This window comes from Flavobacterium sp. TS_SC_5, from assembly GCF_056156265.1.
Window position 1 is genome coordinate 1,730,248 of sequence record NZ_CM149588.1, and the last position, 21,633, is coordinate 1,751,880.

General features: G+C 35.9%; 18 protein-coding genes. 16 read left to right on the forward strand and 2 right to left on the reverse strand.

Annotation, left to right across the window (positions count from 1 at the left end; all coding sequences use genetic code 11):
- Positions 1-66: 66 nt before the first annotated feature.
- Complete coding sequence (locus AC0J6S_RS07600; RefSeq protein ID WP_474956138.1) at positions 67-1,575, reverse strand: sodium:solute symporter; 1,509 nt, start codon at positions 1,573-1,575, stop codon at positions 67-69.
- Between the two features lie 100 nt (positions 1,576-1,675).
- Between AC0J6S_RS07600 and recR the strand changes: the two genes are divergently transcribed.
- From recR to AC0J6S_RS07640, 8 genes are all read left to right on the forward strand, one after another.
- Complete coding sequence (gene recR, locus AC0J6S_RS07605; protein WP_474956139.1) at positions 1,676-2,296, forward strand: recombination mediator RecR; 621 nt, start codon at positions 1,676-1,678, stop codon at positions 2,294-2,296.
- Positions 2,297-2,369: 73 nt separating this feature from the next.
- Entirely contained in the window at positions 2,370-3,161 is a 792-nt protein-coding gene (locus AC0J6S_RS07610) for a polysaccharide biosynthesis/export family protein (protein WP_474956140.1), read from the forward strand.
- A gap of 15 nt (positions 3,162-3,176) precedes the next feature.
- Positions 3,177-5,642, forward strand: coding sequence for a polysaccharide biosynthesis tyrosine autokinase (locus AC0J6S_RS07615; RefSeq protein ID WP_474956141.1), 2,466 nt, complete (start codon positions 3,177-3,179; stop codon positions 5,640-5,642).
- 20 nt (positions 5,643-5,662) lie between these two features.
- Positions 5,663-6,643 carry an SDR family oxidoreductase gene (locus AC0J6S_RS07620; RefSeq protein WP_474956142.1) on the forward strand — a complete coding sequence of 327 codons (981 nt, stop codon included), beginning with the start codon at positions 5,663-5,665 and terminating at the stop codon, positions 6,641-6,643.
- A gap of 72 nt (positions 6,644-6,715) precedes the next feature.
- Complete coding sequence (locus AC0J6S_RS07625; protein WP_474956143.1) at positions 6,716-8,107, forward strand: UDP-glucose 6-dehydrogenase; 1,392 nt, start codon at positions 6,716-6,718, stop codon at positions 8,105-8,107.
- A gap of 303 nt (positions 8,108-8,410) precedes the next feature.
- Positions 8,411-9,694 carry a nucleotide sugar dehydrogenase gene (locus AC0J6S_RS07630; protein WP_474956144.1) on the forward strand — a complete coding sequence of 428 codons (1,284 nt, stop codon included), beginning with the start codon at positions 8,411-8,413 and terminating at the stop codon, positions 9,692-9,694.
- A gap of 115 nt (positions 9,695-9,809) precedes the next feature.
- The gene (locus AC0J6S_RS07635; RefSeq protein WP_474956145.1) at positions 9,810-10,817 is read left to right on the forward strand and encodes a mannose-1-phosphate guanylyltransferase; all 1,008 of its coding nucleotides are present in this window, start codon (positions 9,810-9,812) and stop codon (positions 10,815-10,817) included.
- Between the two features lie 171 nt (positions 10,818-10,988).
- Positions 10,989-11,282 (forward strand): GIY-YIG nuclease family protein, encoded by a 294-nt coding sequence (locus AC0J6S_RS07640; RefSeq protein ID WP_474956338.1) that lies wholly within the window; start codon positions 10,989-10,991, stop codon positions 11,280-11,282.
- Between the two features lie 145 nt (positions 11,283-11,427).
- On the opposite strand, the gene AC0J6S_RS07645 is transcribed toward AC0J6S_RS07640, so the two are convergent.
- Positions 11,428-11,586 (reverse strand): hypothetical protein, encoded by a 159-nt coding sequence (locus AC0J6S_RS07645; RefSeq protein WP_474956146.1) that lies wholly within the window; start codon positions 11,584-11,586, stop codon positions 11,428-11,430.
- Between the two features lie 1,257 nt (positions 11,587-12,843).
- Here AC0J6S_RS07645 and AC0J6S_RS07650 point away from each other — a divergent pair.
- The 8 genes from AC0J6S_RS07650 to AC0J6S_RS07685 all read left to right on the forward strand — a co-directional run bounded on the left by AC0J6S_RS07650 (position 12,844) and on the right by AC0J6S_RS07685 (position 21,633).
- Positions 12,844-13,095, forward strand: coding sequence for a hypothetical protein (locus AC0J6S_RS07650; RefSeq protein ID WP_474956147.1), 252 nt, complete (start codon positions 12,844-12,846; stop codon positions 13,093-13,095).
- A 714-nt stretch (positions 13,096-13,809) separates the two neighbouring features.
- Positions 13,810-13,983, forward strand: coding sequence for a transcription termination/antitermination NusG family protein (locus AC0J6S_RS07655; RefSeq protein WP_474956148.1), 174 nt, complete (start codon positions 13,810-13,812; stop codon positions 13,981-13,983).
- Complete coding sequence (locus AC0J6S_RS07660) at positions 13,944-14,279, forward strand: UpxY family transcription antiterminator (RefSeq protein WP_474956149.1); 336 nt, start codon at positions 13,944-13,946, stop codon at positions 14,277-14,279. The genes AC0J6S_RS07655 and AC0J6S_RS07660 overlap by 40 nt, the downstream gene beginning before the upstream one ends.
- A gap of 751 nt (positions 14,280-15,030) precedes the next feature.
- Positions 15,031-17,454, forward strand: a complete 2,424-nt coding sequence (locus AC0J6S_RS07665; RefSeq protein ID WP_474956150.1) for an SLBB domain-containing protein — start codon at positions 15,031-15,033, stop codon at positions 17,452-17,454.
- Between the two features lie 131 nt (positions 17,455-17,585).
- Positions 17,586-18,650 (forward strand): Wzz/FepE/Etk N-terminal domain-containing protein, encoded by a 1,065-nt coding sequence (locus AC0J6S_RS07670; protein ID WP_474956151.1) that lies wholly within the window; start codon positions 17,586-17,588, stop codon positions 18,648-18,650.
- 37 nt (positions 18,651-18,687) lie between these two features.
- The gene (locus AC0J6S_RS07675) at positions 18,688-19,875 is read left to right on the forward strand and encodes a UDP-N-acetylglucosamine 4,6-dehydratase (protein WP_474956152.1); all 1,188 of its coding nucleotides are present in this window, start codon (positions 18,688-18,690) and stop codon (positions 19,873-19,875) included.
- 2 nt (positions 19,876-19,877) lie between these two features.
- Positions 19,878-21,020, forward strand: coding sequence for a LegC family aminotransferase (locus AC0J6S_RS07680; protein ID WP_474956153.1), 1,143 nt, complete (start codon positions 19,878-19,880; stop codon positions 21,018-21,020).
- Positions 21,010-21,633 (forward strand): NeuD/PglB/VioB family sugar acetyltransferase, encoded by a 624-nt coding sequence (locus tag AC0J6S_RS07685; protein ID WP_474956154.1) that lies wholly within the window; start codon positions 21,010-21,012, stop codon positions 21,631-21,633. The genes AC0J6S_RS07680 and AC0J6S_RS07685 overlap by 11 nt, the downstream gene beginning before the upstream one ends.

A 21,633-nucleotide genomic window follows, 5' to 3' on the forward strand; every position in this document is an offset into this window, starting at 1 on the left:
TCTTTTCTTGTTCCGTTAAAAAAAAACGGAACAAGAAAAGGATGTCGCTGCTATCTGGGCTAAAAATTAGAATCGCGTTTCAGAAGTGGCATTTTTGCTAATCAACAACAACCCTAGAAAAGTGATTAGCCCGTTTACGATAATTAATTCGTTATCGAAAACGTATCCAAAAAATAAAGTCTTCGAATTTTCGCTGATCAAGTACGTTACAGCAGGAGATAATAAACAAATGAAAGGAACAAATTTGTCTTTTACCGCTTTTGATTTTACAAACAAACCAAAACAATACAATCCCAAAAGCGGGCCATACGTGTAGGAAGCAACCCTAAAAATCATTCCCACTACAGAACTGTCATTAATAGCATTAAAGAAAATAATCACCAGAAACATTAAAAACGAAAAGACAATATGCACAAGATGCCTGTTTCGGACTACGTTTGGCTTGTTTAGATTTTCTGTTTTATCCATTCCTAAAAAATCCACACAAAACGAAGTTGTTAACGCTGTCAAAGCGGAATCCGTCGTAGCAAAGGTAGCTGCTGTTAATCCTAACAAGAAAATAACCGAAGGAATTAATGTCAAATGGTTAAATGCAATTTCGGGAAACAGTAAATCGGTTCTTGGTTTTCCTGTAACTAAATCGGTGGGAACTTCAATTCCGTTTTTAGTCGCATAGATGTACAGTAAAGCACCCACGCTGAGGAAAAAGATATTAATACCTACAAATATTGCAGTGAACGTAAACATATTTTTTTGGGCTTCGCCAATGTTTTTGCAACTTAGGTTTTTTTGCATTAAATCCTGATCCAAACCTACCATGGCAATAGTTACAAAGATTCCTCCCAGAATTTGTTTTACAAAATGAAACTTACTCGACACGAAATCCTCAAAGAAAAATACTTTAGAATAATTGCTGTTTTTTACAGCTTCAAAGGCTTCAAAAGCATTCAAGTTTAAACTTCTGCAAATAAAGAAAATCGTCATAAAAACAGACGTTACTAAGAAAAAAGTTTGTAAAGTGTCTGTAATTATAATGGTTTTCAATCCGCCTCGATAGGTGTAAGCAAATATCAAAGCCAGTGAAATTAAAACAGTAACCGCAAATGGGATTCCGTAAAAGTCAAAAACAAAGCGTTGCAAAACTATCACAACAAGATACAATCGGAATGCCGATCCAATAGTTCTGCTAATCAGGAAAATAGTTGCGGCAGTTTTATAAGAATACACACCTAATCGGTGTTCGATGTAACCGTAAATCGAAGTCAAATTCATCCGATAATACAGCGGAAGCAAAACTTTTGCAATTATGATGAAGCCAATAGCATTCCCCAGGACAAACTGAAAGTATTTGAATTGCTCCCCATTTGGAGAACCAACTTCTCCCGGAACAGAAATAAAAGTCACACCGGAAAGTGCCGTTCCAATCATTCCAAAAGCTACTAAATACCATTTGGAATTTTTATTGGCTTTAAAAAAAGCATCATTGCCACTGTCTTTTCTGCTTACAAAATGCGAAATCAAAAAAAGAATTCCGAAGTAGATTACAATTAGTGATAGAATGGCGAATGGAGTCATATTGTGTGAATATTGTATTTGGCCAAATTACATAAATAATCTTCAAATTTTCAAAATATCTATCCCGAACGATTGGGACAAATTAGCTACATTTGCAGTTATGGAATTTTCTTCGAAATTAATAGAAAAAGCAGTTAACGAAATGTCTCAGCTGCCAGGAATTGGCAAACGAACCGCACTGCGATTGGTGCTTCATTTATTAAAACAGCCCAAAGAACAAACTGGTTTTTTATCACAAGCCTTGGTCGCTATGCGTGAAGATATTAAGTATTGTGCAAGTTGTCATAATATTTCGGATAGTATGATGTGCGAAATTTGTGCTAATCAAAGCAGGAATCACCAGATTATTTGCATCGTCGAGGATATTCGTGATGTGATGGCAATTGAAAACACAGGTCAATTTAGAGGGATTTATCATGTTTTGGGAGGTAAAATTTCTCCCATTGATGGTGTTGGTCCCAGTCAATTAAACATTACTACGTTAGTCGAAAAAGTGAAATCAGGAAGTGTAAACGAAATCATTTTTGCTTTAAGTTCAACAATGGAAGGGGATACTACTAATTTTTACATCTACAAACAAATTGCCGATTGTGAAATAATAATCTCAACAATAGCCAGAGGAATCTCGGTAGGTGATGAGCTGGAATATGCGGATGAAGTTACCTTGGGAAGGAGTATTTTACATCGAGTTCCATTCGAAAAATCTTTTAAAAATAATTAATTCATTTTAATGAATCAAGGTGCTTTTTAATATGGTAAATGAAAAGCCTATATTTGTTATTAAAAATATAAAAATGAGTAAGTCCATTTTCTGTTTGTTACTAATTATTAGCGTGTTTTTTTCTTCTTGTATTCCTACGCAAGATTTGGTTTATTTGCAAAAAAAGGATGGAAATGAAGCTCAAAGTACTGTAGTTGCCATAGAGTCAAAACCGTATCGATTGCAAACTAATGATGTTTTGAGTATTACTATTAATGCAAATGATCCAAAATTAGTTTCAATTTTTAGTACTTCAAATCAATCTGAAATAGGAAATAAATCAGAATCCGGTTTGTATTTTGATGGGTATACAGTAGACGATCACGGAGCAATACGATTTCCAGTTTTAGGGGAAATAAACGTAATTGGCTATACTCTCGAAGAAGTACGAATCAAAATTGAAAAGCAATTATTATCCGAATATTTCAACGAAGCGGCAAATATATTTGTTATTGTAAAATTAGCTGGGTTTAGATATACAATAAATGGTGAAGTAGGTAGTACAGGTACGAAAACACTTTTTCAACAACATGTAAATGTAATGGAAGCAATTGCAAATGCCGGAGACATTACAATTACCGGTAATAGAAAAGCTGTTACAATTATTCGGCAGTCACCTACAGGAGTTCAAATGCAGGACCTTGATCTTACCGATAGGAATGTGATGAAATCACCCTACTATTATTTGCAACCGAATGATTATATCTATGTAAAACCACTCAAACAAAAATCCTGGGGAACCGGTAAGACAGGAATCGAATCTTTGGGAACAATTATTACGCTATTGTCATTGGCAACAACTACTTTTTTACTTTTAAAAAAATAAAATAGATTTCAAAAAATGTTAGATATAAAAGATTTTTCGGTTTTTGAAAATCAAACCAGTTTCGACTTTAAAGATTTTTTAATTAAAATCGGAAGTTACTGGAGGTGGTTTCTAATTAGTTTATTAATTTCTTTCACTATTGCCTACCAAGTGAATATTCGTAAAGAAAAAATTTACGGAATGGAAACGTTAATAGCAGTGAAAGAAGAAAGTAATCCTCTTTTTACTTCAAACACCAGCTTGGTTTTTAATTGGGGAGGTACTTCAGATCAAGTTCAAACGATTTCAACAACGTTACAATCCAGATCTCATAATGAGCTAGTAGTAGACAAATTGCAATATTATATTAATTACTTAGTTCAGGGGAAATATAATGTTGTAGATGCTTATGGCGCCGTACCCTTTTATGTAAATATTGATAAATCTAAAGGTCAATTGGCAGGAAACCTGATAGGGATTAAGTTTCTAAGCGAAAATGAATATGAAATCAGGGTTCCATTTGAGAATCAAAGTGTTTCATTACTAACGTATTCCAATAATTCTTATAGCAATACAAATGTTGAAACTGGGGATTTTGTAAAAAAATATAAGGTTGGAGAACAAGTGTCTTTACCTTTTTTAAACTGGAAATTACAAATAAAAGATAATCCCGGTTTTTACAAAGGAAATGAATATTTTGTACAGTTTAATGGTTTTGATGAAACTGTATCCAGCTACAAAGGAATAAGCGTCAGGTCAGATGATAAGGGTGGTTCTATCATTACTCTTGGGATGCAAGGGACCAATAAAGCAAGAATGGTTGAGTATTTGAATTCAACTGTTAAAATGCTTATCAAAAGACAACTAGATAGTAAGAATCAATTTGCGACCAATACAATTGCATTTATAGATAGTACACTTGTGGCTATGGAATCTCAATTGAAAGAAACTGGGGATGAATTAAAATCATTTAGGAAGGATAAAAACATTTTTGATATAGAGGAAGGAGGGACAAAATTTTCTGACAAAGCTCTGGAATTTGATGTTAAAAGAGATGAAGTTATTCGTAAAATAACGTATTACAACTCTTTGAAGTCTTATTTGAAAAATAGTGTTGATTATTCTAAGCTTCCCGCTCCAACGGTTGCTGGAATCGAAGATCCTAATATAGTGGTTAATGTTTCAAAATTGATTGCGCTTTCCACACAAAGATCGGAAATGGCTTATGCGGTAAAAAGTGATAAGATATTCAAAGATTTTGACAATCAGATGGAGGCTGTAAAAAAAGTCTTAATAGAAAATATTGCATCGGCTAAAGCTTCTTTACAAGAAGATCTCGCTATGGTGAACAGCAAAATCAATCAGACTGAAAGTGCAATAAAAAAGTTGCCTGAAGATCAGCAAGAGCTTATTAAAATAAAAAGGAAATATGATTTAAGTGATAATATTTACAGCACATTTCTTCAAAAACGTAGTGAAGCCGATATTGTTAAAGCTGCAAATTTATCAGATATTCATTTTATTGATCCAGCTAAGGATGTTGGAGGAGGATTAATTGGGCCTAAAACTTCAGTTAATTATGTGTTGGCTTTATTTTTAGGAATTTTGATTCCCTTATTATTTGTTTTTGGAATTTTCTTTATAAATAATTCTATTCAAAATGTAGAGGATATTAGTAGGTTGACTAAAATTCCAATCATTGGAGTGGTGGGTATAAATAGAGAGGAATCAAGTTTGGCAGTATATGAGAAGCCAAAATCTGCATTATCAGAATCATTTAGGGCGATTCGTTCCTCGTTGCAATTTTTATACAAGAAACAAAACGTGGATGGAGCAAAAACACTAATGATTACATCTTCAGTGAGTGGTGAGGGAAAAACATTTTGTTCTATAAACATTGCAACAGTATTTGCTCTCAGCGAAAAAAAGACGGTTATCATTGGACTTGATTTAAGAAAGCCTAAATTATTTGATGAATTTAATTTGCCCAATGAAGTGGGTGTTGTGAATTATCTGATTAAGCAGAAAACTGTGGATGAAATAATAAATCATACTCAAATTCCTTTTTTGGATGTTATCCTTTCTGGACCAATTCCGCCAAATCCATCAGAGATGATTTTGAGTGAAAGTATGGGGGAGTTAATCACAGAATTAAAGAAAAAATACGATTATATTATTCTGGATACACCTCCTGTTGGTCTGGTGTCTGATGCTTTAGAGTTAGCTCAATTTTGTGATGTAACGTTGTATATTGTAAGGCAAAATTTCACTAAAAAGGATATGATTACATTATTGAACAACAGAGTGAAAAGAGGAGAATTAGATCATGCAAGTATTATTTTGAATGGGTTTGCAAATAAAGCTAAGTATGGAACAGGTTACGGATATGGATATGGTTACGGAAATGCGCCCTATTCTGATGGATATCATGATGAGGAAAAACCAAAAAGCATTTATGAAAGAGTAGCGCATAAATTATTAAAGAAAAAAAACAGATTATAATCTGTTAAGCAGCGATAAAAATGAAAGAAAAAACGATTTTGATTACCGGAGGTGCCGGTTTCATAGGGTCTAATCTCTGTGAATATTTTTTAGACAAAAAGTATAAAGTAATTTGCTTGGATAATTTTGCTACGGGACATCGGCATAATCTTAAAGATCTTGTTAATAATGTTAATTTTCAATTAATAGAAGGTGATATTCGAAACTTAGTCGACTGTCAGCGTGCCGTTCAAGGGGTGGATTATGTGTTGCATCAAGCTGCTTTAGGTTCTGTGCCGCGTTCTATAAATGATCCTATAACCACAAATGATGTTAATGTATCCGGATTTTTGAATATGCTGGTAGCCTCTCGAGATGCTAAAGTTAAACGATTTGTGTATGCCGCGAGTTCTTCTACGTATGGAAATTCAGAAGCTTTGCCAAAAGTGGAAGATGTGATTGGGAAACCACTTTCTCCGTATGCAATTACAAAATATGTGAATGAATTGTATGCTGAAATTTTCAGCAAAACATATGGTCTAGAGACGATAGGGTTGCGATATTTTAATGTTTTTGGAAGAAAGCAAGATCCTAATGGCTCTTATGCTGCAGTGATTCCTAAGTTTGTCATGCAGTTCATGCAACACGAGAGTCCAAAAATAAATGGGGATGGAAATTATTCCCGTGATTTTACTTATATCGATAATGTCATTCAAATGAATGAGTTGGCGATGTTGACACAAAATCCAGCTGCTATTAATACCGTTTTTAATACGGCGTATGGCGATAGAAATACGTTGAACAATTTAGTGGATTATTTGAAAGAATTTTTAGCAAAATATGATCCAAAAATAGCTGATGTTGCTGTTGAATATGGTGCGAACAGAGCGGGTGACATTCCGCATTCATTGGCTAGTATTGATAAAGCAAAAACCTTACTGGGATATAATCCTAAATATTCTATGCAAGAAGGATTAAAAGAAGCTGTAGAATGGTATTGGGAGAATTTGCGTGAGAAGTGAAGAGTGAGTGAGAGGTGAGAAGGGAAAAGTGAGAGGTGAGAAGTTAAATTAGCGAATAGAAAAAAGTAAAGAATGAAAATTACAAAAATTTGTTGCATCGGGGCAGGATATGTAGGAGGGCCAACTATGGCGGTTATTGCGCAGAAATGTCCTGCTTTACAAGTAACGGTTGTTGATGTGAATGAAGATCGAATTGCAGCTTGGAACGATGATGATGTTGCGAATATTCCTATTTATGAACCAGGTCTTGATGTAATTGTAGCGGAGGCCAGAGGAAGAAATTTATTTTTTTCTACAGACGTTGAAAAAGCGATTGATGAAGCACAAATTATTTTTATATCAGTAAATACGCCTACCAAAACGTATGGTAAAGGCAAAGGAATGGCAGCTGATTTGAAGTATATAGAACTTTGTGCCAGACAAATTGCCAGAGTTGCTAAAGGCAATAAAATTGTTGTTGAAAAATCAACTCTTCCGGTTCGCACCGCAGAAGCAATTAAAAGTATTTTGGATCATACCGGTAATGGTGTTCAATTTCAAATTCTTTCTAATCCGGAGTTTCTTGCTGAAGGAACTGCTGTTCAAGATTTATTGCATCCCGATCGTATTTTAATTGGAGGAGATTCTTCAGGAGAGGGTCAAAAAGCCATACAAGCTTTAGTTGACGTATATGCAAATTGGGTTCCTGCTAATAAAATTTTAACGACTAATGTTTGGTCTTCTGAATTGTCTAAGCTTACCGCCAATGCGTTTTTGGCACAACGAATCTCTTCCATCAATGCGATGTCCGAACTTTGTGAAAAAACGGGAGCTGATGTTAATGAAGTTGCAAAAGCCATCGGAATGGACAGTCGGATAGGTTCGAAGTTTCTAAAAGCTTCCGTTGGTTTTGGTGGGTCTTGTTTTCAAAAAGACATTTTGAATTTAGTATATATAGCTAAATCGTATGGCCTGAATGAAGTTGCTGATTATTGGGAGCAAGTAATCATCATGAATGATCATCAAAAGAGACGTTTTTCAAATAGTATTGTACAAACGTTATACAATACTGTAGCGGGAAAAAAAATCACATTTTTAGGATGGGCATTCAAAAAAGACACGAACGATACCAGAGAGTCGGCTGCCATTTATGTAGCTGATCATTTACTTAATGAGCAGGCAAAGATCGCAGTCTTTGATCCAAAAGTGAGTCCTAAAAAAGTACTGGCAGATTTGGATTATCTAGAGACAAGAACTTCCGAAGAAAATATAGCAGGAGTAACCTCCTATGACGATCCTTACCTTGCCTGCAGGGATTCACATGCCATTGCAGTACTCACTGAGTGGGATGAGTTTGTTGCATATGACTGGCAAAAAATATATGATTCCATGCAAAAACCTGCCTTTGTTTTTGATGGTAGAAATGTTTTAAACGCCTCTAAAATGAAAACAATTGGCTTTGTTTATCATGCTATAGGATCTTAGCAAGGAAAAAGAAGTGCTCGCGACATTTAGGGTATTGTTACTTTCCTAGTTTAAGTAATTAGGTCGCCCTGATCAAGATAATTTTCAATCTTTTTTTTGCTTATTGATTTGGAGTATGTATTTTAGCTGTTGCCACTCCAGTAGATTATGCTGTTCGTTTCATGCGCTGCAAAGTGGAGAGAGAAATATCACTATTTAAAGTATCTTTGCTTGTCAAATTAAGGGGTGATTTTTGTGATTTTTAAATAATATAGGTACAAGCCAAATAGGTTTTGTAATTTTTAACCAATTCCATTTATAAAGTTGAAAACAAATATAAAAATAGCAGTTATAGGGCTGGGTTACGTAGGTCTGCCTTTGGCAAGGCTTTTCGCGACCAAGTATGCTGTAGTAGGATTTGATGTTAATCAGTCGAGAATAGCAGCGCTTGCTGCTGGAAATGATACCACACTTGAAATTGATGATGCAACCTTGCAGCGTGTTTTACGCCCTGCACCAAGTAATGAAGTTGGGCTTTATTGCACTGCTACTTTAGCTGACATTGCCGATTGTAATTATTATATCGTTACAGTTCCAACGCCGGTAGATAAGAACAATCGTCCAGATTTGACTCCTTTGTTTAAGTCCAGTGAAAGCGTAGCTTCTGTTTTAAAGAAAGGGGATATTGTTATTTATGAATCTACTGTTTATCCTGGTGTTACTGAAGAGGAATGTGTTCCTGTTCTGGAAAGATATTCGGGATTAAAATTCAATGTTGATTTTTATGCCGGCTATTCGCCAGAGCGTATCAATCCGGGAGACAAGGAACATACCGTAGAGAAAATTTTGAAAGTCACTTCCGGATCCACTCCGGAAACAGGGCATAAAGTAGATCAGCTGTATCAATCGGTAATTACAGCCGGGACGTACTTAGCCCCATCAATAAAAGTAGCCGAAGCAGCCAAAGTAATTGAGAATTCACAACGAGACATTAATATTGCTTTTGTGAATGAATTGGCAAAAATATTTAATCTTTTAGAAATTGACACCCATGCGGTTTTGGAGGCTGCGGGAACGAAATGGAATTTCCTCCCTTTTAAACCGGGTTTAGTCGGTGGCCATTGTATTGGTGTTGATCCTTATTATTTGGCTCAAAAAGCCCAAGAAAAAGGATATCATCCTGAAATTATACTTGCAGGACGCCGTTTGAATGATAGCATGGGAGAATATGTAGCGTCTCAAGTAGTGAAATTAATGATAAAAAAAGGTGTAATCGTTAATGGTGCCAGTTTGTTGATGCTGGGTATCACTTTTAAAGAAAATTGTCCAGATGTACGCAACACTAAAATAGTTGATGTCATTAAAGCTTTGGCTGATTATGGTATTCAAATTACAATATATGATCCTTGGGCCAATCCAGTTGAGGTACAACGGGAGTACAATTTGATTACCACAACAACGCTTCCTATTGAATCTTTTGATGCGGTTGTTTTAGGGGTGTCTCACACTGTATTTCTAGATTTGGATTTCTCATTATTGCAACATGAAAAAAGTTTGTTGTATGATGTTAAAGGAATTTTAGGAGATCGAGCGGATGGACGTTTGTAGCGCCATGCTTGCCGTTCGGATCCATTTTAGTAGGCTTATTCGTTTAGTTGTGGTTAAGAAGTTTTGGTCTTTTATAGTAATAAAAAAAAGTTTGCAAATTATATAAAGCGTAATTATGAAAAAAACAAATGCAGTTACACACGTAATACTTACGGGAGGAGTTGGAAGCAGGTTGTGGCCTTTATCACGCAAAAGCCAACCGAAACAATATTTGGATTTGTTTGACGGCAAATCTTTGTTTGAAATGACTGTTGAAAGAAATCGCAATTTGGTGGATACTGTTATGGTTGTGGGCAATACCGATAATTGCCATTTGAGTAGGATGGCTATGGATAAATCAGCTGCTGCTTATGTTGATATTATTGAAGCTACTCCAAGAAATACCGCTGCAGCAATAGCATTTGCGGCCTTCGCCTCAGATCCTGATACAATTTTGATTGTCACACCTTCTGATCATATTATTGATGGCACTAAAGCCTACGAACAATCGATCAATGAAGCAATAGAAAAAGCAGAACAAGGTTATATTGTTACTTTTGGAATTGTTCCTACCAAGCCTGAAACAGGTTACGGTTATATCGAAAGATTGGGCGATGATGTAATTTCTTTCAGAGAAAAACCAAATAAAGTATCAGCTAGAGACTTTATTGAAAAAGGTAATTTTTTGTGGAACAGTGGTATGTTTTGTTTTAAAGCATCCGTTTTTTTAAAAGAACTTCAGTTGTTAAACGCCGAAGTATATGAAAAATCGAAAATTGCTTGGGATGCTAATATAGATGGAAAATTGGATTTGGACTTATCACTTGCCATTCCTTCTATAAGTGTTGATTATGCTGTGATGGAACGAAGTAAGAAGATAAAAGTAGTTTCTTCAGAATTCAAATGGTCTGATTTGGGGTCTTTTGAATCGGTTTATGATTATTTAGTATCAAAAGGTCATGCTGTAGATACGCATGGAAACATGGTTATTGGGACAGCTGTTTATACTGCTTTTGTAGGGCTAAAGAATACAATCTTTGTTTCTACCGAGTCAGCTAATTTAATTTTGCAGAAAGAAAGTTCACAGGAAGTCAAGAATGTTTATAACGAATTAGAAAGAAAGAAATCTAATTTATTGGATTAAATCAAAGCGATTATTAGGTTTCTTAATCCTAAATCCGTTGGTTGTTCTTAATGTCTTTTTATACAAGTGTTGTTGCAGTTTTGAAAAAATAGTTGAACTGACGTTACTTTTGGTTCGAGAAACTCTGATTGTACGTTAAAATTTTATAATTTGTACTTAACAAAAAATAAAATGAAGCAGTCCTATGTGTACATTATAAAATGCTCAGGTGGTAGTTATTACACAGGTGTTACAAGTAATTTATCTAGTAGATTATACAAACATAATTCTGGATGCTATCCTGATTGCTATACTTTTAATAGAAGACCATTAGAATTAGTTTTCTATTGTGAGTTTACAGATATAAACATAGCTATAGAAAAAGAAAAGCAAATCAAGAAGTGGTCGAAAATTAAGAAAGAAGCTTTAATTAATGGTGAATTTGAGTCATTAATTAACTTAGCTAAAAAGAGATTTCATAAATGATGAATTCTCAATCGTAGTATATTCGTCACTTCGAGTGTTTTGGCTGGAGGAAGTTGTTTGAATAGGATAGTTACATTAGCCAAAATGTATCGAGAAGTTTTGGATGTACAGCTGTTCTCGATACATTTTTATAAAGCCGCTGTCGCTATTTTATAAAAACACTCGAACTGACGGGTCTTGGGTTCTCAATTACTACCCCGTTCGTCACTTCGAGTGTTTTGGCTGGAGGAAGTTGTTTGAATAGGATAGTTACATTAGCCAAAATGTATCGAGAAGTTTTGATTACAGATGGTTTTCGATACATTTTTATAAAGCCGCTGTCGCTATTTTATAAAAACACTCGAACTGACGGTCATGGGTTCTCAATTACTACCCCCGTTCGTCACTTCGAGTGTTTTGGCTGGAGGAAGTTGTTTGAATAGGATAGTTACATTAGCCAAAATGTATCGAGAAGTTTTGGATTCACAGCTGTTCTCGATATATTTTTATAAAGCCGCTGTCGCTATTTTATGAAAACACTCGAACTGACGGTCGTGGGTTCTCGAGAAGTTTTGATTACAGATGGTTCTCGATACATTTTTATAAAGCCGCTGTCGCTATTTTATAAAAACACTCGAACTGACGGTCATGGGTTCTCGAGAAGTTTTGGATGCACAACTGTTCTCGATACATTTTTATAAAGCCGCTTTCGCTATTTTATAAAAACACTCGAACTGACGGGTCGTGGGTTCTCGAGAAGTTTTGATTACAGTTGGTTCTCGATACATTTTTATAAAGCCGCTGTCGCTATTTTACAAAAACACTCGAACTGACGGTCGTGGGTTCTCGAGAAGTTTTGGATGCACAACTGTTCTCGATACATTTTTATAAAGCCGCTGTCGCTATTTTATAAAAACACTCGAACTGACGGTCGTGGGTTCTCAATTACTACCCCGTACGTCACTTCGAGTGTTTTGGCTGGAGGAAGTTGTTTATATAAAATAGTATGTTAGCCAAAATGTATCGAGAAGTTTTGGATTCACAGCTGTTCTCGATACATTTTTATAAAGCCGCTGTCGCTATTTTATAAAAACACTCGAACTGACGGGTCGTGGTTTCTCGAGAAGTTTTGGATTCACAGCTGTTCTCGATACATTTTTATAAAGCCGCTTTCGCTATTTTATAAAAACACGCGAACTGACGGGTCGTTGGTTCTCGAGAAGTTTTGATTACAGATGGTTCTCGATACATTTTTATAAAGCCGCTGTCGCTATTTTATAAAAACACTCGAACTGACGGTCGTGGGTTCTCGAGAAGTTTTGATTACAGCTGTTCTCGATACATTTTTATAAAGCCGCTGTCGCTATTTTATAAAAACACTCGAACTGACGATCGTGGGTTCTCGAGAAGTTTTGATTACAGATGGTTCTCGATACATTTTTATAAAGCCGCTGTCGCTATTTTATAAAAACACTCGAACTGACGGGTCTTGGGTTCTCGAGAAGTTTTGATTACAGATGGTTCTCGATACGTTTTATAAAGCCGCTGTCGCTATTTTATAAAAACACTCGAACTGACGGTCGTGGGTTCTCGAGAAGTTTTGATTACAGATGGTTCTCGATACGTTTTTATAAAGCCGCTGTCGCTATTTTATAAAAACACTCGAACTGACGGTCGTGGGTTCTCAATTACTACCCCGTACGTCACTTCGAGTGTTTTGGCTGGAGGAAGTTGTTTGAATAGGATAGTTACATTAGCCAAAATGTATCGAGAAGTTTTGGATTCACAGCTGTTCTCGATACATTTTTATAAAGCCGCTGTCGCTATTTTATAAAAACACTCGAACTGACGGGTCGTTGGTTCTCGAGAAGTTTTGATTACAGATGGTTCTCGATACATTTTTATAAAGCCGCTGTCGCTCTTTTATAAAAACACTCGAACTGACGGGTCGTTGGTTCTCGAGAAGTTTTGGATGTACAGCTGTTCTCGATACATTTTTATAAAGCCGCTGTCGCTATTTTATAAAAACACTCGAACTGACGGGTCGTGGGTTCTCGAGAAGTTTTGGATTCACAGCTGTTCTCGATACATTTTTATAAAGCCGCTGTCGCTCTTTTATAAAAACACTCGAACTGACGGGTTCTCGATACGTTTTATAAAGCCGCTGTCGCTCTTTTATAAAAACACTCGAACTGACGGGTTCTCGATACGTTTTATAAAGCCGCTGTCGCTCTTTTATAAAAACACTCGAACTGACGGTCGTGGGTTCTCGAGAAGTTTTGATTACAGATGGTTCTCGATACGTTTTTATAAAGCCGCTGTCGCTATTTTATAAAAACACTCGAACTGACGGTCGTGGGTTCTCGAGAAGTTTTGATTACAGATGGTTCTCGATACGTTTTTATAAAGCCGCTGTCGCTATTTTATAAAATTGCTCACCGTGGTTTTTTGTGGTTTTTGATTTTTTTAGGGCGTTTAAAAATTGTACTGAAGGCATTGGACTGCAGTTCCATTGAAATAATAAAAGAATAACCAATACTGGAAAAATATGAGTTGGTACGTTGTATACACCAAACCCAAATGGGAGAAAAAAGTGGCGGAGCGATTGACTGAAATGGGAGTCGTTGCCTATTGTCCTTTGATTGCAAAAATTAGTCAATGGTCCGACCGTAAAAAAAGGTCATGGTGCCTTTGTTTAATTCTTATATTTTTGTTCAGATAGCGGATAAAGATCGGAGTCAGGTTTTTGACATACCTGGGGCTATTCGCTATTTGTTTTGGTTAGGTAAACCGGCAGAAGTTAAAGATATTGAAATTGAAGCCATTCAGAATTGGCTTTCGGTACCGGAAACATTTGAAATTGCTATAGAAACTTGGCGCAAAGGGGATAAAATTGTTTTGGAGTCGGGACCATTTATTGACCAAGAGGCTATTGTACAAGAAGTCAAGCAGAGCCATTACCTGCTGGTGTTGGAATCTTTGGGCTGCGTGCTTAAAGTAGAAAAAAAACAATTGTAAAAGCTTCTTGCTATGTTTTGCGTTTGTATAGATGAGTTACAAGCGCTTTGTATTCATAAGATTTTATAGCTTGACCACATCGACTATGCGCTGTTCAGAAGGCGATAAGGATAGGTTCATTAATAGGGAAAGTTTTTTTATTTTAGAAAAAAAATGGCTTTTTCATCCCAAAAACAGGTCTCTTCAGTTTTTTTTAGTATCTCTACTATGTTTCGTTTTTTTTAATTTATTGCTGTTTTCAATTTTTAGTAATTGTATCCAACAAATCATTAATTACTAATACGGTCGATGTATCGCGAAGTACTATTTTTGTTAGCTTTATAAGTGAATTCGTATCAATTGAATTTTTTTAGTATATCTTTTATTTAATAATATGCAAGAAAAATCACTTTAAAATGAAGTGGTATTTTTTAATTAAAACTGTGAATTTTGTAAACAAAATTTATAATAGTCTAATTATTTACTATAAATTTGCCGTTTTATGTCTAGCGCAAATTCCTAATTGGGACTTGCAATGGCGAAGCCATATCATGTGGTGATTTTTGACAACAATATAAAGATGAAAAATGCGTACTAGGAATTTCTAGCAATGATTATTTCGCTTTAAGTGCTTTTGAAGAAATTAGAACCAGAAAAGTAATTGTATCGTTCTAGTACATTTTTACTCTCTTTTTTATTCTGGACCTCACATTGCTTCCCTAGTATTAATTGCCAACAGTTGCACAGCATAAATTTACACACACACCATTTTATGAAAAAAATAATTACTGTTCTTATCCTTTTTATCGCTTTTTTCTACTCGACTACTGTGGTAGCTCAAGATTTATTAAAAAGTGCTGACTTAAGTACACTTAAAGTGGATAATTTATCCGATGGTGATATTTCAAAAATAAAAATGCAGTTGCAGTCTAATAATTTGACTATTGAGCAAGCTGAGCCTATGTCTTTAGCAAAAGGAATGCCCGCAGCTGAATTTGCTAAATTGAAAATTCGTTTGCAGCAAACCAATGGAGCAACTTCTGGAATAAGTGATGATTCAGAGAATGAAGCAGCTACCAAAGAGCTTAGCAGAAAACAGGAAAAAATTGTCAATAAGAAGGTAAAAGATACTGTCAATGCGTTAATCTTTGGTTCAGAGCTTTTTGATAATCCTACTCTAAATTTCGAGCCTAATTTGAAATTAGCGACCCCAATGAATTATGTCCTAGGACCTGGTGATGAATTGCAAATCAGCGTTTATGGTGTTCAGGAATTTAATGCATCGGTGCCGGTTACTACAGAAGGTAAAGTTGTTATTCAATATGTAGGTCAGATTTCCGTTTCGGGAATGACTATTGAAGCGGCTACTCAAAAGATCAAAGGTGCCATTGCGCGGGTGTATAGCACAGTTGCGTCCGGTCAGTCACAGGTGGGTGTGAGTCTTAGCAGAATTAGAACAATCCGAGTAACGATAATAGGCAGTAAGCAGCCGGGAAATTATTCTATTTCCTCTTTAGCAACCGTTTACAATGCCTTGTTTTTAGGTGGAGGTCCGGGAAAGAACGGTAGTTACAGAAATATTGAATTGTTGCGAGACAATAAGGTATATAAAAATATAGATATTTATCGTTTTTTGGTTAATGGAGACCAGTCTGACAATGTAGGTCTGAAGGATAATGATGTCATTCGCATTCCAGCGTACAGTCAAAGGGTAACAGTAGAGGGTCAGGTCAAGCGTCCTGGAATTTTTGAAATGAAGAAAGGCGAGACTTTCAGTACTTTAGTGTCTTTCGCTTCCGGGTTTAATGAATTTGCTTACACGGCCTCTGTAAATGTGTTGCAAAAAACGAATAAGGAATTCAAAGTAACAGATATTAAGGATTCTGAATTTAATACCTATAAACCGCTGTCAGGCGATGTGTTTCGCGTTTCTAAAATTTTAAGCCGTTTTGAAAACCGAATTAAAATTGAGGGTGCCGTGTTTAGACCGGATACATACTCCTTTTATGAGGGCATGCGTATTTCTGACCTAATCAGCAAAGCCGATGGTTTAAAGGAAGATGCTTACAACAACAGAGCCCGAATTATTCGTTTGCAATCGGATCTTACCACTGAAATCGTCAACGTTAATTTGGCGAAAGCCTTATCCGGAGACTTGGAAGCAGATGTAGCGTTGAAAAAAGAAGATGTAGTAACGGTCTATTCTATATTGGACTTTGTGGAAGAGTTTAAAATAACCATTGACGGAGAAATAAAAAAACCGGGTATTTATGATTATTATGAGAATTTGACCTTAAATGATTTGTTGGTGCAAGCAGGCGGTTTAAGTGGTTCGGCCTCTAAAAGGGTGGAGATTGCCCGAATGATACAATCAGAGGAGATCGATGATTCGAATCCGAATAAAGTAGAATTGTTTAATATCGAGATTTCAGCCACCAATAATGAGCAGGCTAAAAATTTTGCGTTGCTTCCTTTTGATGTGGTCAATATCCGAAAAATGGCGGTATATGAAAAACCTGAGATTGTTGTGGTTAGTGGAGCAGTACATTATGCTGGCAAATATGTATTGGCCGGTAAAAAAGACCGTGTGTATGATGTGATTCAAAGAGCCGGCGGATTAACTTCGGTTGCTAATGTAGAAGGAGTCCGCATCAAAAGACCCATTCAAGCGAAACAAATTGAAGCCTTGGAAAATATAAACCTAAACCTAGGTGAGAAGGACAGCATTCAAAATAAATTAGAGAAAAAATTAAAAGAAGATTTGAAATATGCGACTATTCCCGTGGATTGGAAGTCGATTATCAAAAATCCTAAAACCCATACTAATGTCACTTTGTTTCCAGGAGATGAAATAGAAGTGGTTGCCTTCAATGAAGGAGTTAAAGTGACTGGAAATGTGTTGTTGACTTCGGAGATTCCGTATGACCAGAAAAAAGGATTCCGTTACTATATCAATGCTGCCGGTGGTATTGATGCTAAAGGGTGGAAGAAGAAAGCGTATATTATTTATCCAAATGGAAAAGCGGATGTAGCGAGTTCTTTCTTGTTTTTCAAAAATTACCCAAAGGTGACTCCAGGGTCGCAGATTATTGTTCCTGAAAAACCAGAGACCAAAAAGATGAGTACGGGAGAATTTGTAAGTATAGCGGGAGTTTTGGCCAGTTTGGCTGGAGTTATTATAGCGATATTGAGATAGTAATCAGTTTTCAGTGAGGGTTCAATAAGAAGGAGTTTTCGTCTATTGTACTCTATCTATCGTCTAGAGAAAAGTGATAACGAACATCGAAAAATACCAAACCGAAATCGACCATCGAATAATAAAAATATATGAACGAACAACATATTAACGACGAAATATCGTTAAAGGAATTAATAGAAAAAGGAAAGGAATGGTTTTCTTATTTGCTTTCGCAATGGAAGGTTATTGTTTTGGCGGGGATTGTAGGCGCTGGATTGGGTCTTGCCTATTCTTTTAGTAAAAAACCAGTGTACACGGCCAGTTTGTCTTTTGCTTTGGAAGATGAAAAAGGTGGTGGTTTAGGTGGCGCACTTGGTTTGGCTAGTTCGCTTGGCTTAGATCTTGGCGGCGGCGGCGGAAGTATTTTTACCGGCTCTAATTTGACGGAATTGTTCAAATCCCGTGCTATAGTAGAGAAAACGTTGTTGAGTCCCGTTTTAGTTGATGGAAAGGCTATATCTTTGGCGGAAATGTATATTCAGAATAATGGATGGAGAGACCAATGGAACGATACACCAAAATACAAAGCTATCCAGTTTTTGCCCGATACCAAGAGAAAGTACTTCACCCGAGTCCATGACAGTATTTTAGGGGTTATGTATCAAAATTTGTCTACAAATGGTTTAGTCGTCGGTCAAAAAGATAAGAAAATAGCAATCATTACAATTGATGTTTCTTCTACCAATGAATTGTTCTCTAAATATTTTACTGAATCTTTGGTAAAAGAAGTATCCGATTTTTATATTGATACCAAAAGTAAGAAAGCGCGAATGAATATGGCTATTTTGGAACGTCAAACGGATTCTATTCGTGGGGCACTCAATGGTGCCATTACTGGTGTAGCCGTGGCTAATGACAATACATTTGGATTGAATCCTGCTATGAATGTACGTCGTGCTCCATCTGCCCGAAGACAGGTGGATGTGCAGGCGAATACGGCGATATTGACTGAATTGGTCAAACAAACGGAATTAGCCAAAGTAACGTTGCGTAAAGAAACGCCTTTAATTCAAGTTATTGATCAACCCATTTTACCTTTGAAGAAAGAAAAGTTTGGGAAGGCGAAAGGAATTGTGATGGGAGGAGTTTTAGCGGGTTTTTTGGTAGTGTTGGGATTGATAGTGAGAAGGTTGCTGAAATCGATAACTCAATAATGTTTTTAAATAGTGAATATACTTTAAGTAAATACAAATGAATATCCTCAAATTAATAGGTAGAGAAGAAGAAATGTTTGAAAAAGATATTTCAACTTATGAAAATGAATTATCTGCAATTGTTAGTAGTTCTTCCTTTTTGGTAATTGGTGGAGCGGGATCCATAGGTCAAGCGGTAACTAGAGAAATATTCAAACGTAACCCATCTAAGTTGCATGTTGTCGATATCAGCGAAAACAATATGGTGGAATTGGTTCGTGATTTGAGAAGTTCGTATGGTTATATTGATGGGGATTTTCAAACCTTTGCCCTGGATATTGGATCTATTGAATACGATGCTTTTATCAAAGCGGATGGTAAATACGATTATGTTTTAAATCTTTCAGCTTTAAAGCATGTACGAAGCGAAAAAGATCCATTTACTTTGATGCGAATGATAGACGTAAATGTTTTCAATACAGAGAAAACTTTACAGCAATCCATCGAAAATGGAACCAAAAAGTATTTCTGTGTTTCGACAGATAAGGCAGCCAATCCTGTAAATATGATGGGGGCTTCCAAACGCATTATGGAAATGTATTTGATGCGTAAGAGCCAACAAATAAAAATTTCCACTGCCCGTTTTGCCAATGTAGCTTTTTCGGATGGTTCTTTATTACATGGATTCAATCAACGTATTTTGAAAAAACAGCCTATAGTGGCTCCCAATGATATTAAACGTTATTTTGTAACTCCAAAAGAATCAGGTGAATTATGTCTTATGTCCTGTATTTTTGGAGAAAACAGGGATATTTTTTTTCCAAAGTTGAGTGAGAATTTGCATTTGATTTCCTTTGCCGATATTGCAGTAAAATATCTTGCTGAAATTGGGTACGAATACTATTTGTGTGAATCGGAAGAGGAAGCTAGAAATAGTGTTGATGATTTGATCGCACAAAAAAAATGGCCTTGTCTGTTTACAGCCAGTGACACCACAGGAGAAAAAGATTTTGAAGAGTTTTTTACCGATAGTGAGGTTTTGGATATGGAACGATTTGAAAATTTAGGTGTTATTAAAAACGAAGCTAATTTTGACCCATCTAAATTAGAAAATTTCACCTCCAAAATTGCTCAGATGAAAATAGATAAAACATGGAGTAAAGAGGGAATTGTCTCTTTATTTCATGGTATGATTCCTAATTTTGGACATAGAGAAGCGGGTAAATATTTAGATTCAAAAATGTAATTATGGCAGATTTCAATTCAGTTATTTCGTTTATAAAGAATCAATATAAGACCGAAATTTTTATACCGTTACACGTTCCTCATTTTGGAGGTAACGAAAAAAAATATTTAATGGAAACGATTGATTCTACTTTTGTATCCTCTGTAGGTGCTTATGTAGATCAATTTGAGTCGATGATGCAAACCATTACCGAAACTCAAAAAGCTGTTGCTGTTGTCAATGGCACTGCTGGAATTCAAGTGGCCTTGCGTTTAGTGGGGGTAAAACAGGGTGATGAGGTAATAACGCAAGCGTTAACATTTGTGGCTACTGCCAATGCTATAGCTTACCAAAACGCGACTCCTGTTTTTTTAGATGTTGATTTAGATACCATGGGATTGTCTCCAAGAGCAGTTGCTACATTTTTAGAAGAGTATGGTGATTTGCGGGAAGACGGTTGTTATAATAAAAAAACCGGTAAAAAAATAAGTGCCTGTGTTCCGATGCATACTTTTGGTTTTCCGGTTCATTTAGATGAACTGCTTACCGTTTGTAATGCTTGGAAAATACCAGTTGTAGAAGACGCTGCAGAATCATTAGGTAGCGAATATAAAGGAAAACCAACAGGCAGTTTAGGAAAAGTGGGGGTTTTTTCTTTCAATGGAAATAAAATTGTGACTTGTGGTGGTGGTGGTGCAATTGTTACCAATGATATTTCAATAGGAGAAAAGGGTAAATATTTAACAACTACAGCAAAAGTTCCTCATCCTTATGAATATGTTCATGATGAAATGGGATATAATTTTAGAATGCCCAATTTGAATGCCGCTTTGGCATGTGCACAATTGGAACAGTTGGATGGTTTTTTAGAAAATAAAAGAACATTAGTCAAAGAGTATCAATCTTTCTTTGCAACAAAAGGCATACAATTCAGAACCGAAACACCTGAAACCAAGGCAAACTATTGGTTAATGTGTGTGGAGTTGGAAAATAAGTCTGAACGTGATTTGTTTTTGGAAACAACTAATGCAAATGGAGTGATGACCCGACCAATATGGCAGTTGATGTATCGTTTGCCGATGTATGCCCATTGTCAGAGAGATAAGAATGTAAATGCGGAATTCTTAGAAGAACGAATTGTAAATATACCGAGTAGTGTTAGATAGGGAAGTAATTGTTATCGGTTATTCAGGGCATGCATATGTGGTTGCTGAAACGGCTTTGGATAATGGCTTTGATATTATCGGTTATTCTGATAAAGAGAAATCGGATGCAGACCCTTATAATTTAACTTATTTAGGATTTGAAAAAGATGACGATTTTATTGGATGGCAGAAGGATGTTTCTTTTGTTCTTGGAATAGGGGATAATACGTTGAGACAAAATATTGCCAATTTAATTGAAATCAAAGGAAAGACAGTCGAAACGATTATTCATAAAACGGCTAACATTTCAAAGAGTGTTGTTGTTGGGAATGGTAGTTTTATTAATAAAAATGTTGTTGTCAATGCTCTTGCAGTAGTTGGAAAAAATGTAATCTTAAATACCGGCTGTATCATCGAGCACGAATGTGTTTTAGCGGATGCGGTTCATATCGCACCAGGAGCAGTTTTAGCAGGAAGTGTTAGTATTGGAGAAAGAACATTTGTGGGTGCTAATGCGGTAATAAAACAAGGTATTTTTGTTGGAAAAGATGTTGTAATAGGATCTGGAACCGTCATTATTAGTAATATACCTGATGGTAAAATAGTAGTCGGTAATCCAGGTAGAATAATCTAA

Bases quoted from the DNA above. Each gene is read 5' to 3' on its own strand.
- AC0J6S_RS07600 (WP_474956138.1), bottom strand. From the start codon at position 1,575: ATGACTCCATTCGCCATTCTATCACTAATTGTAATCTACTTCGGAATT.
- recR (WP_474956139.1), top strand. From the start codon at position 1,676: ATGGAATTTTCTTCGAAATTAATAGAAAAAGCAGTTAACGAAATGTCT.
- AC0J6S_RS07610 (WP_474956140.1), top strand. From the start codon at position 2,370: ATGAGTAAGTCCATTTTCTGTTTGTTACTAATTATTAGCGTGTTTTTT.
- AC0J6S_RS07615 (WP_474956141.1), top strand. From the start codon at position 3,177: ATGTTAGATATAAAAGATTTTTCGGTTTTTGAAAATCAAACCAGTTTC.
- AC0J6S_RS07620 (WP_474956142.1), top strand. From the start codon at position 5,663: ATGAAAGAAAAAACGATTTTGATTACCGGAGGTGCCGGTTTCATAGGG.
- AC0J6S_RS07625 (WP_474956143.1), top strand. From the start codon at position 6,716: ATGAAAATTACAAAAATTTGTTGCATCGGGGCAGGATATGTAGGAGGG.
- AC0J6S_RS07635 (WP_474956145.1), top strand. From the start codon at position 9,810: ATGAAAAAAACAAATGCAGTTACACACGTAATACTTACGGGAGGAGTT.
- AC0J6S_RS07640 (WP_474956338.1), top strand. From the start codon at position 10,989: ATGAAGCAGTCCTATGTGTACATTATAAAATGCTCAGGTGGTAGTTAT.
- AC0J6S_RS07645 (WP_474956146.1), bottom strand. From the start codon at position 11,586: ATGTATCGAAAACCATCTGTAATCAAAACTTCTCGATACATTTTGGCT.
- AC0J6S_RS07655 (WP_474956148.1), top strand. From the start codon at position 13,810: ATGAGTTGGTACGTTGTATACACCAAACCCAAATGGGAGAAAAAAGTG.
- AC0J6S_RS07660 (WP_474956149.1), top strand. From the start codon at position 13,944: ATGGTGCCTTTGTTTAATTCTTATATTTTTGTTCAGATAGCGGATAAA.
- AC0J6S_RS07665 (WP_474956150.1), top strand. From the start codon at position 15,031: ATGAAAAAAATAATTACTGTTCTTATCCTTTTTATCGCTTTTTTCTAC.
- AC0J6S_RS07670 (WP_474956151.1), top strand. From the start codon at position 17,586: ATGAACGAACAACATATTAACGACGAAATATCGTTAAAGGAATTAATA.
- AC0J6S_RS07675 (WP_474956152.1), top strand. From the start codon at position 18,688: ATGAATATCCTCAAATTAATAGGTAGAGAAGAAGAAATGTTTGAAAAA.
- AC0J6S_RS07680 (WP_474956153.1), top strand. From the start codon at position 19,878: ATGGCAGATTTCAATTCAGTTATTTCGTTTATAAAGAATCAATATAAG.